At 53.6% G+C, this 15430-nt stretch carries 13 protein-coding genes; 6 read left to right on the forward strand and 7 right to left on the reverse strand.

Translation table 11 applies throughout. The features are described from left to right. The 6 genes from wzm (at nt 1) to ACMYSL_RS10230 (ending at nt 9266) form a co-directional block, all read left to right on the forward strand. Nucleotides 1-795, forward strand: a complete 795-nt coding sequence (wzm, locus tag ACMYSL_RS10205) for an O8 family O-antigen export ABC transporter permease subunit (protein WP_110275459.1) — start codon at nt 1-3, stop codon at nt 793-795. Then, on the forward strand, nt 795-2009 hold the full coding sequence (gene wzt, locus ACMYSL_RS10210; protein WP_182207290.1) for an O8 family O-antigen export ABC transporter ATP-binding subunit: 1215 nt from the start codon (nt 795-797) through the stop codon (nt 2007-2009). The genes wzm and wzt overlap by 1 nt, the downstream gene beginning before the upstream one ends. Then, nucleotides 2009-3289, forward strand: coding sequence for a class I SAM-dependent methyltransferase (locus tag ACMYSL_RS10215; RefSeq protein ID WP_434662599.1), 1281 nt, complete (start codon nt 2009-2011; stop codon nt 3287-3289). The genes wzt and ACMYSL_RS10215 overlap by 1 nt, the downstream gene beginning before the upstream one ends. 2 nt (nt 3290-3291) lie before the next feature. Next, the gene (locus tag ACMYSL_RS10220; protein ID WP_434662601.1) at nt 3292-6930 is read left to right on the forward strand and encodes a glycosyltransferase; all 3639 of its coding nucleotides are present in this window, start codon (nt 3292-3294) and stop codon (nt 6928-6930) included. A 65-nt stretch (nt 6931-6995) separates the two neighbouring features. Beyond that, a complete protein-coding gene (locus ACMYSL_RS10225) occupies nt 6996-8141 on the forward strand; it encodes a glycosyltransferase family 4 protein (protein WP_434662604.1) in 1146 nt (381 codons plus the stop codon). A 9-nt stretch (nt 8142-8150) separates the two neighbouring features. Continuing rightward, nucleotides 8151-9266, forward strand: a complete 1116-nt coding sequence (locus ACMYSL_RS10230) for a glycosyltransferase (protein ID WP_434662606.1) — start codon at nt 8151-8153, stop codon at nt 9264-9266. Nucleotides 9267-9307: 41 nt separating this feature from the next. On the opposite strand, the gene hisIE is transcribed toward ACMYSL_RS10230, so the two are convergent. Genes hisIE through hisD form a run of 7 tightly spaced genes read right to left on the reverse strand, consistent with a single transcriptional unit; the run spans nt 9308 to nt 15409 of the window. Further along, nucleotides 9308-9904, reverse strand: coding sequence for a bifunctional phosphoribosyl-AMP cyclohydrolase/phosphoribosyl-ATP diphosphatase HisIE (gene hisIE / locus ACMYSL_RS10235; protein WP_110275454.1), 597 nt, complete (start codon nt 9902-9904; stop codon nt 9308-9310). Continuing rightward, a complete protein-coding gene (hisF, locus tag ACMYSL_RS10240) occupies nt 9898-10674 on the reverse strand; it encodes an imidazole glycerol phosphate synthase subunit HisF (RefSeq protein ID WP_434662608.1) in 777 nt (258 codons plus the stop codon). Before hisF ends, hisIE begins: the two co-directional genes overlap by 7 nt. Further along, nucleotides 10656-11393: a 1-(5-phosphoribosyl)-5-[(5-phosphoribosylamino)methylideneamino]imidazole-4-carboxamide isomerase gene (hisA, locus tag ACMYSL_RS10245; protein WP_112216607.1), complete on the reverse strand. Its 738-nt coding sequence runs from the start codon at nt 11391-11393 to the stop codon at nt 10656-10658. Before hisA ends, hisF begins: the two co-directional genes overlap by 19 nt. Then, entirely contained in the window at nt 11393-11983 is a 591-nt protein-coding gene (gene hisH / locus ACMYSL_RS10250; RefSeq protein ID WP_182207284.1) for an imidazole glycerol phosphate synthase subunit HisH, read from the reverse strand. The genes hisA and hisH overlap by 1 nt, the downstream gene beginning before the upstream one ends. Then, nucleotides 11983-13050 (reverse strand): bifunctional histidinol-phosphatase/imidazoleglycerol-phosphate dehydratase HisB, encoded by a 1068-nt coding sequence (gene hisB, locus ACMYSL_RS10255; RefSeq protein ID WP_434662612.1) that lies wholly within the window; start codon nt 13048-13050, stop codon nt 11983-11985. The genes hisH and hisB overlap by 1 nt, the downstream gene beginning before the upstream one ends. Beyond that, nucleotides 13047-14108 carry a histidinol-phosphate transaminase gene (hisC, locus tag ACMYSL_RS10260; RefSeq protein ID WP_182207282.1) on the reverse strand — a complete coding sequence of 354 codons (1062 nt, stop codon included), beginning with the start codon at nt 14106-14108 and terminating at the stop codon, nt 13047-13049. The genes hisB and hisC overlap by 4 nt, the downstream gene beginning before the upstream one ends. Further along, nucleotides 14105-15409 (reverse strand): histidinol dehydrogenase, encoded by a 1305-nt coding sequence (gene hisD, locus ACMYSL_RS10265; protein WP_434662616.1) that lies wholly within the window; start codon nt 15407-15409, stop codon nt 14105-14107. The genes hisC and hisD overlap by 4 nt, the downstream gene beginning before the upstream one ends. Nucleotides 15410-15430 lie beyond the last annotated feature (21 nt).

Here is a 15430-nt window from a genome sequence, read left to right on the forward strand (position 1 = left end):
GTGAGAGAATTGTTCACGACGATTTATCGTTATCGGGGATTTATCTGGAGCAGCGTTAAGCGCGATTTTCAGGCGCGCTACCAAACCAGCATGTTGGGCGCGCTATGGCTGGTTTTACAGCCGCTCTCAATGATTCTGGTTTACACCCTTGTCTTTTCCGAAGTGATGAAAGCCAGGATGCCGGATAACACCGGTCCGTTTGCCTACAGTATTTATCTCTGTTCTGGCGTGCTGACCTGGGGGTTATTTACGGAGATGCTGGATAAAGGGCAGAGCGTGTTTATTAACAACGCCAACCTGATTAAAAAGCTTAGCTTTCCGAAAATTTGCCTGCCGATTATTGTTACCTTATCGGCGATTCTTAATTTCGCGATTATCTTCAGCCTGTTTTTGATTTTTATTATTGTCACCGGTAATTTTCCCGGCTGGTTATTCTTTTCAGTAATACCGGTTTTACTGCTGCAGGTACTATTTGCTGGTGGTTTAGGCATGGTATTAGGCGTCATGAACGTCTTTTTCCGCGATGTCGGTCAACTTGTGGGCGTCGCGCTCCAGTTCTGGTTCTGGTTTACGCCTATCGTCTACGTGCTTAATTCATTACCGGGATGGGCGAAAAATCTGCTGCTGTATAATCCGATGACGCGCGTCATGCAGTCATATCAGTCAATATTTGCCTACCATCAGGCGCCCAACTGGTATTCGTTATGGCCGGTACTGGCTCTTGCCATTATTTTCTGCGTCATCGGCTTCAGGATGTTCCGCAAGCATGCGGCAGATATGGTGGATGAATTATAATGAGCGATATCAGAGTAAATAATGTTGGTAAGGCCTATCGCCAGTATCACTCAAAAACCGGCAGACTGATTGAATGGTTATCTCCTTTTAACACTAAACGCCATAACCTGAAATGGATCCTGAGCGACATCAACTTTGAAGTCGCTCCCGGCGAGGCGGTTGGGATCATCGGGATAAACGGCGCGGGTAAAAGCACTCTCCTGAAGCTGATTACCGGAACGTCCAGACCGACGACCGGAAATATTGAAATCTCCGGGCGCGTTGCGGCGCTACTGGAGTTAGGGATGGGGTTTCACTCCGATTTTACCGGTCGACAAAACGTCTATATGTCCGGGCAACTGCTGGGGCTGTCGTCAGAAAAAATTACTGAGTTGATGCCTGAGATCGAAGAGTTTGCCGAAATTGGCGACTATATCGACCAGCCGGTACGCGTTTATTCAAGCGGCATGCAGGTGCGTCTGGCCTTTAGCGTAGCGACGGCTATTCGCCCGGATGTGCTGATTATTGATGAAGCTTTATCTGTAGGCGATGCCTATTTCCAGCATAAAAGTTTCGAACGTATTCGTAAATTCCGCAAGGAAGGGACCACGCTTTTGCTGGTATCCCATGATAAGCAGGCTATCCAAAGCATCTGCGATCGCGCCATTTTATTGAATAAAGGCCGTATCGAGATGGAAGGCGAGCCGGAAGCCGTCATGGATTATTACAATGCGCTGCTGGCGGACAAGCAAAATCAGTCCATCAAACAAGTCGAGCATAACGGTAAAACGCAAACTGTTTCCGGCACTGGCGAAGTGACCATTTCGGAAGTGAATCTACTGGATGAACAACGGAATGTGACTGAATTCGCTGCGGTAGGGCAACGCGTTCACCTGCAGGTGAGTGTCCAGGTTGAGAAAGATATTCCTGAACTGGTTGTTGGTTACATGATTAAGGATCGCCTGGGGCAACCTATCTTTGGGACCAATACGCATCATCTGAATCAGGCTCTTACCTCCTTGAAAAAAGGGGAAAAACGCTCATTCTTGTTCTCTTTTGACGCTAACCTGGGCGTTGGCTCCTATTCCGTTGCCGTTGCGTTGCATACTTCAAGTACCCATCTGGGCAAAAACTACGAGTGGCGCGATCTGGCTGTGGTATTCAACGTCGTGAATACGGATCAGAAAGAGTTTGTCGGTGTGTCCTGGCTGCCGCCTGAACTGGAGATTTCTTAATGGGTTCGTCGTTTTATCGTTCATTTGAAGAACGACACAGAGGTTCGGTCGAAGATATTAAGGGCCGCCTGAGTTTTTATTTGCCCTTTTTGACGCGTCTGAAAGCGTGCTATCCCGATGGGATGATTGCCGATATTGGTTGCGGCCGCGGGGAATGGCTGGAGATCCTCAATGAAAACGCTATCGCTAACGTTGGCGTTGACCTTGATGACGGTATGCTGGCTCGCGCTCAGGAAGCCGGGCTGAACGTGCAGAAAATGGACTGCCTGCAGTTCCTTGAGCAGCAGGAAGACGAAAGTCTGATCGCACTGACTGGTTTCCATATTGCTGAACACCTGCCTTTTGAGGTTTTGCAGCAGCTCGTCAAGCACACCCTACGTGTGTTGAAGCCCGGCGGCTTGCTGATTCTTGAAACGCCGAATCCGGAAAACCTGAGCGTCGGATCCTGTTCATTCTACATGGACCCGACTCATAACCATCCGCTGCCGCCGCCGTTGCTGGAGTTTCTGCCTATTCACTACGGCTTTAATCGCGCGATAACCGTGCGTCTGCAGGAAAAAGATGCCCTGAAAGCTGCTAATGCATCGGTTAGGCTGGTTGATGTCCTCAAAGGCGTCAGCCCGGATTACAGCATCATTGCGCAGAAAGATGCGCAGCCTGAGCTTCTCGCCAGCTTCGAGCCATTGTTTACCCAACAATACGGCCTGACGCTGGATGCTTTAAGTGACCGATACGATGCTATTTTGGGTGAACAACTTGAGGCTTCTGCTGCGCAACTGGAAGCATTTGAGCAATCGTACGCCCGAAAAATAGGTGAAATGGCGCAGGGCATTCAGCTTCTGCAGAGCCAGGTGGGCGAACTCAACCAACTTGTGGCGCATAACCACCAGCTTAATCAGCAGGTTACTGATTTACATAACAGCCGCTCGTGGAGAATCACCCAGCCGCTGCGTTGGCTCTCATTCCAGCGACAGTTGTTGCGCCAGGAAGGCATTAAGGTTCGTTCCCGGCGCGCGGCAAGAAAAATACTGCGCAAAGGGATGGCGTTCTCGTTGGTCTTTTTCCATCGCTATCCCAGGTCGAAGGTGTATCTGTTTAAGATCCTCCGGAAAACCGGTAGCTATCAATTGCTCCAACGCCTGTTCCAGCGCGTGATGCTGGTTTCGTCGGACCCGATGATGATGGCGCAGTCCAGAAGATATGACGTAGATACTGAAGAAATGACAAGTCGCGCGCTGAGTATTTATAACGAATTAAAAAATAAAAATACGGAGAAATAACGATGCGTATCGTCATTGACTTACAAGGCGCGCAGACGGAAAGCCGCTTTCGTGGCATCGGTCGTTATAGTGTTTCCATCGCCAGAGCGATCATTAGAAATAATAGCCAACATGAAGTTTTCATTGCTTTGTCCGCCATGCTCGGGGAATCCATCGCCGATGTGAAGGCGCAGTTCGCCGATCTTCTGCCGCCAGAAAATATTGTTATCTGGCATGCCGCGGGGCCGGTCCGGGCGATGGACAGAGGTAACGAATGGCGCCGGGAAAGCGCTGAGCTGATGCGGGAAGCTTTTCTTGAAGGGCTGCGTCCGGATGTGGTTTTCATTACCAGCCTGTTTGAAGGGCACGTCGACGACGCTGTCACCTCGGTGCACAAGTTTAGCCGTCGCTACAAAGTGGCGGTACTGCACCACGATCTGATTCCCCTGGTACAGGCAGAAACCTACCTGCTGGACGATGTTTATAAGCCCTATTATTTGCAGAAAGTTGAATGGTTAAAAAACGCCGATCTTCTGCTGACTAACTCAGGTTACACCGCGCAGGAAGCAATCGAGCACCTGCATCTGCAGGGCGAGCATGTGCAGAACATCGCCGCAGCGGCGGATCCGCAGTTCTGTGCGGCAGACGTTAGCGCGAGTGAAAAAGAGACGGTATTGGGCCACTACGGTATCCAGCGCGAGTTTGTCCTGTATGCGCCGGGCGGGTTCGACTCGCGTAAAAACTTTAAACGACTGATTGAGGCCTATGCCGGGCTCAGCGACGATTTACGTCGCGCACACCAACTGGTAATCGTCAGTAAACTTTCAATTGGCGATCGTCAGTATCTTGAGTCCCTGGCTTCCGGCAATGGCCTGCAGCAGGGTGAACTGGTGCTGACCGGCTATGTGCCGGAAAACGAACTGATTCAGCTCTACAGGTTGTGTAAGCTGTTTATCTTTGCCTCATTGCATGAAGGTTTTGGCCTGCCCGTGCTGGAAGCGATGTCCTGCGGCGCTCCGGCGATTGGCTCAAACGTTACCAGTATTCCTGAAGTTATCGGCAATCCCGATGCGCTGTTTGACCCTTATTCCGTTACCTCCATTCGTGAAAAGATAACTCAATGCCTGACGGATGCTCATTTCCTGGCGCGAGTGAAAGAACTGGCGCAGCAGCAGGCGGGGAATTTCTCATGGGATAAGGCTGCTGTTACCGCTCTGGAAGCTTTTGAGAAAATCGTAGCGGAAGAAAAAAACGGCGTTCCGTCGTCGCCAGAGGCGCTGGTGCAGCGGATCCTCGCTATCAGTCAGGGGCAAGCGGAAGATCGTGATTTGCGTTTATGCGCGACGGCTATCGATTACAACCTGAAGACGACTGAACTCTATCAGCTTGATGATGACGCGCTAAACTGGCGCGTAGAGGGGCCTTTCGACAGTTCATACAGCCTGGCGCTGGTGAACCGTGAGTTTGCCCGTGCGCTGGCAGGGGATGGCGTGGATGTGCTACTGCATTCGACGGAAGGGCCCGGAGATTTCGCCCCCGATGCGGCGTTTATGGCGCAGGCGGAAAATAGCGATCTGCTTAATTTTTATAATAAATGCCGCGCTGTCGAGGCTGGGGAAAAGGTTGATATCCTCAGCAGAAATATCTACCCGCCGCGCGTTGCTGATATGAATGCCCGGGTTAAACTTCTTCACTGCTATGCCTGGGAAGAAACCGGTTTTCCCCAGCCTTGGATCGGTGAATTCAACCGTGAACTGGATGGCGTTCTGTGTACTTCAGAGCACGTGCGAAAAGTATTGATCGACAATGGGCTTAGCGTACCGGCATTTGTGGTCGGCAACGGCTGCGATCACTGGCTGAATACACCAGAAAAACCTGGAAATAAGAACGAAGATGGTACGTTCCGTTTCCTGCATGTCTCTTCCTGCTTCCCGCGTAAGGGCGTGCAGGCAATGCTGCAGGCCTGGGGCAGGGCGTTTACCCGTCGCGATAACGTTTCCCTTATCATTAAAACCTTCGACAATCCGCATAACGAAATCGACGCCTGGCTTGCGCAGGCGCAAAGCGAGTTTGCTGACTATCCAGCAGTTGAAGTGATCAAAGCGGATATGTCGGCCAGCGAGCTGAAAGGCCTTTACGAAAGCTGCGATGTGCTGGTTGCGCCGGGTTGCGCAGAAGGTTTTGGTCTGCCTATTGCTGAAGCGATGCTTAGCGGGCTACCGGCGATTGTGACCAACTGGAGTGGTCAGCTTGATTTTGTGAATTCACAAAATTCATGGCTGGTGGACTATCAATTTACGCGGGTAAAAACGCATTTTGGACTGTTTGCTTCCACCTGGGCCAGTGTGGACATCGATAATTTAACCGCTGCCCTGAAGCAAGCCGCTGCAACGGACAAACCCGCGCTGCGCAAAATGGCTGATGCCGGGCGTCAGCTCATTTTGTCTCAATTTACGTGGGCGGCAGTTGCGCAGCGCTCTCAGCAGGCGGTTAAAACCTTGCGAGCGCACATTGATATTGCTCAGCACCGGGCGCGGATCGGCTGGTTGACTACCTGGAATACGAAGTGCGGCATCGCGACCTATTCTCAGCATTTAGTGGAAAGCGCGCCGCAGGGTGCGGATGTGATTTTTGCTCCCCAGGTCAGCGCCGAAGAGTTGGTTAATCCTGATGAAGACTTTGTGCTGCGCAACTGGATAGTCGGTAAAGAGAACAACTATCTGGGAAATCTCCAGCAGCAAATTGATGCGCTACGCCTTGACGTGATTGTGATTCAGTTCAACTACGGTTTCTTTAATCATCGTGAACTGGCTGCGTTTATTCGTCATCAGCATGATGCCGGACGCGTCGTGGTTATGGCGATGCATTCGACGGTGGATCCGCAAAAAGAGCCAACGTGGAACTTCCGCCTTGCTGAAATGGCAGATGCGCTGGCGCTGTGCGATCGGTTGCTGGTGCATTCCATTGCCGATATGAACCGTCTAAAAGGGCTGGGTCTGACCGATAACGTCGCCTTATTCCCTCATGGGGTCATTAATTATTCGGCTTCGGTTGTTCAGAACAAACCGCAGACATTACCGTTAATCGCCAGCTACGGTTTTTGTTTACCACACAAGGGGCTGATGGAGCTGGTTGAATCCGTTCATCGGTTGAAGCAGGCTGGAAAGCCGGTTCGTTTACGGTTGGTGAATGCCGAATATCCGGTAGGAGAATCGCGTGACCTGGTGGCTGAATTGAAAGCAGCGGCTCAGCGTCTTGGCGTAACGGATCTGGTTGAGATGCATAATGATTTTCTACCTGATGATGAAAGTCTGCGCTTGCTCTCAGAAGCTGACCTGCTGATTTTTGCCTATCAGAATACCGGTGAGTCAGCGAGCGGCGCGGTACGCTACGGTATGGCGACGCAAAAGCCTGTTGCCGTCACGCCGCTGGCGATATTTGATGACCTGGACGATGCCGTCTTTAAATTTGATGGCTGCGGCCTGGATGATATCAGTCAGGGAATTGACCGCATTCTGCAGTCTATTCGTCAGCAGGACACCTGGGCGCTCAGTACTCAAAAACGCGCTGATGCCTGGCGGGAGCAGCATGATTACTACGCCGTATCCCGTCGCCTGGTTAATATGTGTCAAGGCTTAGCAAAAGCTAAATATTTTAAATAAAATAGTCCCCTGCATTTTTTGCCTTTTAATGCAGGGGATGCCTGCTTAATGATGTGCCATCCATTATGAAAATTATATTTGCAACTGAGCCAATTAAATACCCGCTAACGGGTATTGGTCGTTATTCCCTTGAGCTGGTAAAACGACTTACGCTTGCCAGCGAAATTGAAGAGCTTAAGTTATTTCACGGCTCTTCATTTATTGATAGCATTCCGCAGGTAGAAAATAAGACGGATGCTAAGGCCAGTAACCACGGTAAGCTATCGGCTTTTTTACGTCGCCAGCCATTATTTATTGAAGCCTACCGTATATTACACCCTCGTCGTCAGGCATGGGCTTTACGGGATTATAAAGATTATATTTATCATGGCCCTAATTTTTATCTGCCGCATCAACTGGAGCGAGCGGTGACCACATTCCATGATATTTCTATATTTACCCGCCCTGAGTTTCATCCCAAAGAGCGGGTACGTTATATGGAAAAGTCACTACGTGAAAGTCTGGCATCGGCAAAGCTGATTTTGACCGTGTCTGACTTCTCCCGTAGTGAAATTATTCGGCTGTTTAACTACCCTGCTGAACGGATTGTGACGACCCGGCTTGCCTGTAGCAGCGACTATATTCCACGTAGTCCGGCTGAATGCCTGCCAGTACTGCAGAAATATCAGCTGGAGTGGCAGCGCTATGCACTTTATATCGGCACTATGGAACCACGGAAAAATATTCGTGGTTTATTGCAGGCCTATCAACTTCTGCCAATGGAGACGCGTGTGCGCTACCCACTGATCCTTAGCGGTTACCGCGGGTGGGAAGACGATGCGCTGTGGCAAATTGTTGAGCGTGGAACCCGTGAAGGATGGATACGGTATTTGGGATATGTACCGGATAGCGATCTCCCGTATTTATATGCAGCAGCCAGAACTTTTATTTATCCTTCATTTTATGAAGGATTCGGATTACCTATTCTTGAAGCAATGTCTTGCGGTATTCCGGTAGTATGCTCCAATGTCACCTCATTACCTGAAGTTACCGGAGATGCGGGGTTGTTATCGGACCCTAATGATGTAGATGCGATAAGCGCTCATATTTTGCAAAGTCTGCAGGATGAATACTGGCGGGAGATAGCAGTAGCGCGCGGTTTTATTCAGGCACAACAGTTTTCGTGGGAAACCTGTACGGCCCAGACGATCAATGCCTATAAATTACTCTAAGGGTGCAAGTTGAGAGTTTTACACGTCTATAAGACCTATTATCCGAATACCTACGGTGGTATTGAACAGGTCATTTATCAGTTGTGCCAGGGCAGCGCTCGCCGGGGAATCGCTGCCGACGTATTTACCTTTTCACCAGATAAAAATACCGGGCCTGTGGCTTATGAAGAGCACCAGGTTATCTATAATAAGCAATTAATTGAAATCGCCTCTACGCCATTTTCCCTGAGCGCGTTAAAGCGATTTAATAAAATTAAAGATAACTACGATATTATTAACTACCACTTTCCGTTTCCATTTATGGATATGCTGCATCTTATGGGGCATCCAAAAGCGAAAACGGTCGTCACCTATCATTCCGATATTGTGAAACAAAAGCGGTTAATGAAATTATATCAGCCATTGCAGGAGCAATTTCTCTCCAGCGTGGACTGTATTGTGGCATCTTCACCTAACTATGTGGCGTCCAGCCAGACGTTGCAAAAGTACCTGGATAAAACGGTGGTGATCCCTTTTGGCCTTGAGCAAAAAGCTATACAGCATAACCCTCAGCGCGTGGCCTACTGGTGTGAGAAAGTTGGCGATAGCTTTTTCCTGTTTGTTGGCGCATTCCGTTATTACAAAGGATTGCATATTCTGCTGGATGCCGCCGAACGTAGCCGGCTGCCAATCGTGATTGTCGGCGGCGGCCCGCTTGAAGCGGAGGTTCGCCGGGAGGCGGAGCGGCGCGGCCTGAGCAACGTGGTCTTTACCGGCACCCTGAATGATGAGGATAAATATATTCTCTTCCAGCTTTGTCGCGGGGTGGTTTTCCCTTCCCACCTGCGTTCAGAAGCTTTTGGCATTACCTTACTGGAAGGTGCGCGCTTCGCCCGCCCGCTGATCTCTTGTGAGATTGGTACCGGAACTTCGTTTATCAATCAGGATAAGGTCAACGGCTGCGTCATCCCACCCGATGATAGCGCGGCGTTGGTTGAGGCGATGAACGAGTTGTGGAACAGTGATGAAACGGCTGCGCGCTATGGCGCAAATTCGCGCCGCCGCTTCGAAGAGATGTTTACCGCAGAACATATGATTGATGCCTACGTTAATCTCTACAACACACTGCTGGAAAAGAAATCCTGAACTTCAGCGTTTCGCCCCCGCTTTAGCGGGGGCAAACAGCATCAGTGACGACTCTTCAGATTATTAATCACATCCGTCAAGTTCAACTCCTGATCCTGCAGCAGCACCAGCAGGTGATACATCAAATCCGACGCTTCATTCTTCAGCTCGAACTTGTCATGCACCGTTGCGGCCAGCGCGGTTTCCACACCTTCTTCTCCCACTTTCTGCGCAATACGCTTGGTACCGCTGGCATAGAGCTTCGCGGTATAGGAGCTTTCAGGATCAGCGTGTTTGCGTTCCGCCAACAGCTGCTCCAGCTGATACAAGAACAGCCACTGGTGGCCGGTATCGCCGAAGCAGCTTGAGGTGCCTTTATGGCAGGTCGGGCCAATCGGATTCACCAGTACCAGCAGGGTGTCGTTATCGCAATCCGGGGTGATGCTGACCACGTTAAGGAAATTGCCTGACGTTTCCCCCTTGGTCCACAAACGCTGCTTGGTCCGTGAATAGAAAGTTACCTTGCCGGTTTCTTCGGTTTTCGCCAGCGCTTCCTGGTTCATATAACCCAGCATCAGCACTTCGCCGGAAACGGCGTGCTGCACGATGACCGGCATCAGACCGTCGGTTTTTTGCCAATCCAGCTGTTCAGTTAACATACCCTAATCTCCACGCCCTGTGCTGCCAGGTACGTTTTCAGTTCACCAATATTGATAATTTGCTTATGGAACACCGAGGCGGCCAGCGCACCGTCGACGTTGGCGTCGCGGAAGGCTTCCAGGAAGTGCTCCATGGTGCCCGCGCCGCCGGAAGCGATCAGCGGAACATGGCACACGGCGCGTACCTTGCTTAACTGTTCCAGGTCGTAGCCGTTACGCACGCCGTCCTGGTTCATCATGTTGAGGACAATCTCCCCGGCCCCGCGCCTCTGCACTTCCTGCACCCAGTCCAGCGTTTCCCACTGCGTCACCCGCGTGCGGCTCTCATCGCCGGTATACTGATTGACGTGATACTTACCGCTCTCGGCGTCAAACCAGGTATCGATGCCCACCACAATACACTGCACGCCGAAACGGTCGGCGAGGCGGGTAATCAACGTCGGATCCGCGAGGGCAGGTGAGTTGATAGAGATTTTATCCGCGCCGAAGGAGAGGATTTGTGCCGCCTCTTCTAGCGACTTAATGCCGCCAGCCACGCAGAACGGAATGTCGATCACTTCCGCGACCCGCGACACCCAGCTTTTGTCCACCACGCGGCCATCGCTGGAGGCGGTGATATCGTAGAACACCAGCTCATCTGCGCCCTCGTCGGCATAGCGTTTCGCCAGCGGGACGATATCGCCGATGATTTCGTGATTACGGAACTGCACGCCTTTCACTACCTGGCCATCGCGAACGTCGAGGCAGGGGATTATCCGTTTTGCCAGCATTGAATGGCCTCCGTTACGTTGAATTTACCTTCCAGCAGCGCGCGGCCGACAATCACCCCGCGCACTCCGGTACCGCGCAGCGCGGCGATATCATTGAGATCGCCAATGCCGCCGGAGGACTGAAACGCCACCTGTGGATAGCGAGCGCAAACTTCTTCATACAGCGAGACGTTTGACCCGGCCAGCGTCCCGTCGCGGGAAATATCGGTACACAGGACGTGCTGCAGGCCGACGGATTGATAGCTTTCCACCAGCTCTTCCAGCGTGACGCCGGAATTTTCCTGCCAGCCGCTAACCGCCACCTGCTTATTACCTTCGGCGTCGATGCGCACGTCCAGCGCCAGCACCAGGTGCTGTGGGCCAAAACGTTTAAACCAGCCTTTGACCACTTCCGGCGATTTCACCGCCGTCGAGCCTACCACCACGCGCGCCACGCCCGCTTCAAGCAGGGCGGCCACGTCTTCTTCCGTGCGCACGCCGCCGCCAACTTGCACCGGTACATTGACTCCGGCAACTAACGTTTTCAGTAAGGGGATCTGGCGCTTCGCCGGATCTTTTGCACCGGTCAGGTCGACCAGGTGCAACACTTCGGCCCCTTGCGCCGCATAGGATTGCAGGCGCGGCAGCGGATCGTTGCCGTAGTCGCGCTGCTGGCCGTAATCGCCCTGATGGAGACGGACAACCGTGCCGTCAATTAAATCTAACGCAGGAATGATCATCACATCTCCAGGAAGTTTTTCAGCAGCTGCGCCCCGGCGCTGCCGGAGCGTTCTGGGTGGAACTGCACACCAAAAAAGTTATCTTTCTGCACTGCCGCGGTGAAGGCCTCGCCGTAGCTGCACTGGGCGATGGTATTGGCGTTAACCGGCATCGCGTAACTGTGGACGAAATAGAAATATGCCCCGTCCTCAATACCACGAAACAGACGGTCGCCTGCTTTGGCATACACCTGGTTCCAGCCCATATGCGGCAGCGGCAGGCCATGGTCGGTCATTTTCGGCACATCCTGCTCGATGATGCCCAATAAATCGACGCCGTTATTCTCTTCGCTGCGTGTACCCAGCAGCTGCATGCCGAGGCAGATCCCCAGCACCGGCTGAGTGCAGGCTTTGATAAGTTCGATTAAATCGCGCTCGCGCAGCTGGTCCATCGCCGCCTGAGCAGTACCGACGCCGGGAAGGAACAGTTTATCGGCGCGCAGCACCACATCCGGGTCACGGCTAACCAGCGGCTCATAGCCGTGGCGGCTTACCGCCGATTTCACCGAATTGAGGTTGGCGCAGCCGGTATCGAGGATCACCACGTTCATCACAATACCCCTTTCGAAGACGGCAGCGTGTCGCCCTGGACGCGAATCGCCTGGCGCAGCGTGCGGCCAAAGGCTTTAAACAGGCTCTCCACGCGGTGATGGTCGTTTTTACCCTTGGTTTTCAGGTGCAGGGTGACCGCCATGGTGTAGGAGAGCGAGCGGAAGAAGTGTTCAACCATCTCGGTGCTCAGGTCGCCAACACGCTGATAGGTAAAGTCGGCGCGGTATTCAAGGTGCGGGCGACCGGAGATATCCAGCGCGCAGCGGGCCAGGCATTCGTCCATCGGCAGCACAAAACCGAAACGACCGATGCCGCGTTTGTCACCCAGCGCCAGCTTCAGCGCTTCGCCCAGCGCGAGGCCAGTATCTTCCACGGTATGGTGATCGTCGATATAGAGGTCGCCGCCAACGTTGATTTCCAAGCGGAATCCGCCGTGGGTGGCGATTTGATCGAGCATATGATCGAAGAAGCCGACGCCGGTGTGAATTTTGCTGCCGCCTTCGCGGTCCAGCCACACTTTCACATCAACCTGCGTCTCCTTGGTGTTGCGCTCGACGTGGGCATAGCGGTCGCGGCGGGTCAGCTGTTCGCAAATGGTTGGCCAATCCAGCTTTTCGCGGTCATAGCGCAGGCCGATAATGCCCATGTTATCCGCCAGCTGGATATCGGTCTCGCGGTCGCCGATCACGTAGCTGTGGGCGGTATCCATCACGCCTTCTGCCAGCCACGGCAGCACCAGCTTAGTTTTCGGCTTGCGGCAGTCGCAGTTATCGGCCGGCAGGTGCGGACAAATCAGCACTTCGTCAAAGCTGACGCCCTGCGAGGCGAAAATCTGCATCATCAGGTTGTGCGGACCGTCGAACTCGTCCTGCGGCAGGCTGGCGGTCCCCAGACCGTCCTGATTGGTGATCATCACCAGCTTGTAGCCTTCCTGCTGAAGCTTCAGCAGGGCCGGGATCACCTGCGGCTCAAAGGCCAGCTTATCAAAGCGGTCTACCTGGAAATCAACCGGTGGCTCGGAAATCAGCGTACCGTCACGGTCAATAAAGAGAAACTTCTGGGTCATACATTCTCCGCAGTCAAAGCGTCAATGACGCGCTGGCTCTCTGCACGGGTACCGATAGTGATACGCAAACAGCCGCTTAATGAAGGTTGTTTATTCTGGTCACGTAAGATAATGCCCTGATCCCACAAAGATTTAAACACTGCACTGGAGGCGGTGATCCGCGCCAGAACGTAGTTAGTCTCGGAGTCGAACACTTCTTCAACGCAGGCGATGTTGCGCAACTGGCTGACCAGATAATCGCGCTCGTCGAGGATCTGCGCCACGCGTGCCCGCATTGCGGCAATTCCTTCGGCGCTGAGCGCCTGGGCGGCGATATCGGCGACCGGCGTGGAGAGCGGATAGGGGGCGATCACCTTCATCAGCACGTTAATCACTTCGGCGTTGGCGAGGGTAAAGCCACAGCGCAGTCCAGCCAGCGCGAATGCTTTGGACAGCGTGCGCAGGACCACCAGGTGCGGATATTCGTTTAGCCAGGTTGCCAGCGTCGCCTGCGGGCAGAACTCAATATAGGCTTCATCCGCCACCACGATAGCTTTACCGCGCGCCATCTCCAGCAGGGTGCGGAAATCTTTCGGGTTGATAATCTGCCCGGTCGGGTTGTTTGGGCTGCAAACAAACACCACTTTCACACCGTCGAGATTCGCCGCGATACCCGGCAGATCCAACTGCCAGTCGGCGAGCGTCGGCACCGTGCGGCAGGTCACGCCGATGGTTTCCGCGCTGACGCTATACATACCGTAGGTCGGCGGGCAGTAGAGTACCGCATCCTGGCCTGGTTCACAGAAGGCGCGGATCAGCAGTTCGATACCTTCATCTGCGCCGCGGCTGACCAGCACCTGTTCCGGCTTCACGCCCGCGTACTGTGCGTAGCGTTCAATCACTGCTTTCGGTTGCGGTTCCGGGTAGCGGTTCAGCGTTTGCTCGGTTAGCTGAAACTCTACCGCCGTGGGGAATTCGTTGGCGTTCAGCCAGACATCGCCTTTTCCGCCCAGACGGCGAGCAGATTGATACGGCGTCAGCGCGCGGACGTTGGCGCGGGCTAAATCTTCGATGCTCATGCTTGCTCCTTAAGGGCTGCAACGCGCAGCGTAACGGCGTTTTTGTGGGCGTCCAGGCGCTCGGCGGCGGCCAGAGTCTCAATGGTGGCGGCGAGGGCGGCAAACCCTTCGCGCGACAGCTCCTGCACGGTCATGCGTTTCTGGAAATCCGCAAGGCCAAGGCTGGAGCAGGTCGCGGTGTAGCCGTAGGTCGGCAATACGTGGTTGGTACCGGAGGCGTAATCGCCTGCGGATTCCGGCGACCAGTCACCAAGGAACACGGAACCAGCGCTGGTGATACTGTCGACCAGCTCACGGGCGTTGCGGGTCTGAATAATCAGGTGTTCCGGACCGTACTGGTTGGAAATCTCAACGCACTGGGCGATATCGCGAGCCACGATAATCCGGCTGGCAGAGAGCGCTTCACGGGCAGTTTCCGCACGCGGTAGCGCAGCCAACTGGCGCTCGACGGCTTGTGCAACGCGGGTGCCCATATCGGCGTCCGGCGTCAGCAGAATCACCTGCGAATCCGGGCCGTGCTCCGCCTGCGAAAGCAGGTCAGAGGCGACAAAATCCGGGGTGGCGCCGCTATCGGCGATGACCAGCACTTCTGACGGTCCGGCGGGCATGTCGATCGCCGCGCCGTCAAGACGCTGGCTCACCTGGCGTTTGGCTTCGGTAACGAAGGCGTTGCCTGGACCAAAGATTTTATCGACTTTGGCGACCGACTCGGTGCCGAAGGCCAGGGCGGCAATCGCCTGCGCGCCGCCGACGTTAAAGATATTGCGCACGCCGCACAGCTGGGCGGCATAGAGGATTTCATCGGCAATCGGCGGCGGCGAGCACAGAACAACCTGCTGGCAACCGGCGATGCGCGCAGGCGTCGCCAGCATCAGTACCGTTGAAAACAGCGGCGCAGAGCCACCGGGAATATATAAGCCGACGGAGGCGATAGGGCGGGTCACCTGCTGGCAGCGTACGCCCGGCATGGTTTCGACATCAACGGCCTGAAGTTTTTGCGCGTTATGAAAGGTTTCGACGTTCTTAACTGCCACGGCCATCGCCTGCTTGAGCTCGTCGCTCAGGCGCGCGCCGGCGGCGGCAATCTCTTCTTCACTGACCTTCAGCGCCTTGACATCGGTCTTATCGAACTTTGCGCTGTACTCGCGCAGGGCCGCATCGCCGTTGCTTTTCACATTGCTAAGGATCTCCGACACCGTTTTGCTGATGCTTTCGGAGGCGGAAATCGCCGGGCGCATTAAGAGTTGTTGCTGTTGTTCTGCGCTACGGCCGTTCCAGTCGATGATTGTGTTGAAGCTCATGATTGTTTCCCCTGTTTGTCC

Origin of the sequence: Klebsiella sp. MISC125, from assembly GCF_051131775.1 — a bacterium.
Classification (GTDB): domain Bacteria; phylum Pseudomonadota; class Gammaproteobacteria; order Enterobacterales; family Enterobacteriaceae; genus Klebsiella.

Coding starts and splice junctions, on each gene's coding strand:
- hisH (WP_182207284.1), bottom strand. CDS start 11,983: ATGAACGTGGTGATCCTCGATACCGGCTGCGCCAACCTCAATTCGGTG.
- ACMYSL_RS10225 (WP_434662604.1), top strand. CDS start 6,996: ATGAAAATTATATTTGCAACTGAGCCAATTAAATACCCGCTAACGGGT.
- hisA (WP_112216607.1), bottom strand. CDS start 11,393: ATGATCATTCCTGCGTTAGATTTAATTGACGGCACGGTTGTCCGTCTC.
- hisB (WP_434662612.1), bottom strand. CDS start 13,050: ATGACCCAGAAGTTTCTCTTTATTGACCGTGACGGTACGCTGATTTCC.
- wzt (WP_182207290.1), top strand. CDS start 795: ATGAGCGATATCAGAGTAAATAATGTTGGTAAGGCCTATCGCCAGTAT.
- hisIE (WP_110275454.1), bottom strand. CDS start 9,904: ATGTTAACTGAACAGCTGGATTGGCAAAAAACCGACGGTCTGATGCCG.
- ACMYSL_RS10215 (WP_434662599.1), top strand. CDS start 2,009: ATGGGTTCGTCGTTTTATCGTTCATTTGAAGAACGACACAGAGGTTCG.
- ACMYSL_RS10220 (WP_434662601.1), top strand. CDS start 3,292: ATGCGTATCGTCATTGACTTACAAGGCGCGCAGACGGAAAGCCGCTTT.
- hisD (WP_434662616.1), bottom strand. CDS start 15,409: ATGAGCTTCAACACAATCATCGACTGGAACGGCCGTAGCGCAGAACAA.
- hisF (WP_434662608.1), bottom strand. CDS start 10,674: ATGCTGGCAAAACGGATAATCCCCTGCCTCGACGTTCGCGATGGCCAG.
- hisC (WP_182207282.1), bottom strand. CDS start 14,108: ATGAGCATCGAAGATTTAGCCCGCGCCAACGTCCGCGCGCTGACGCCG.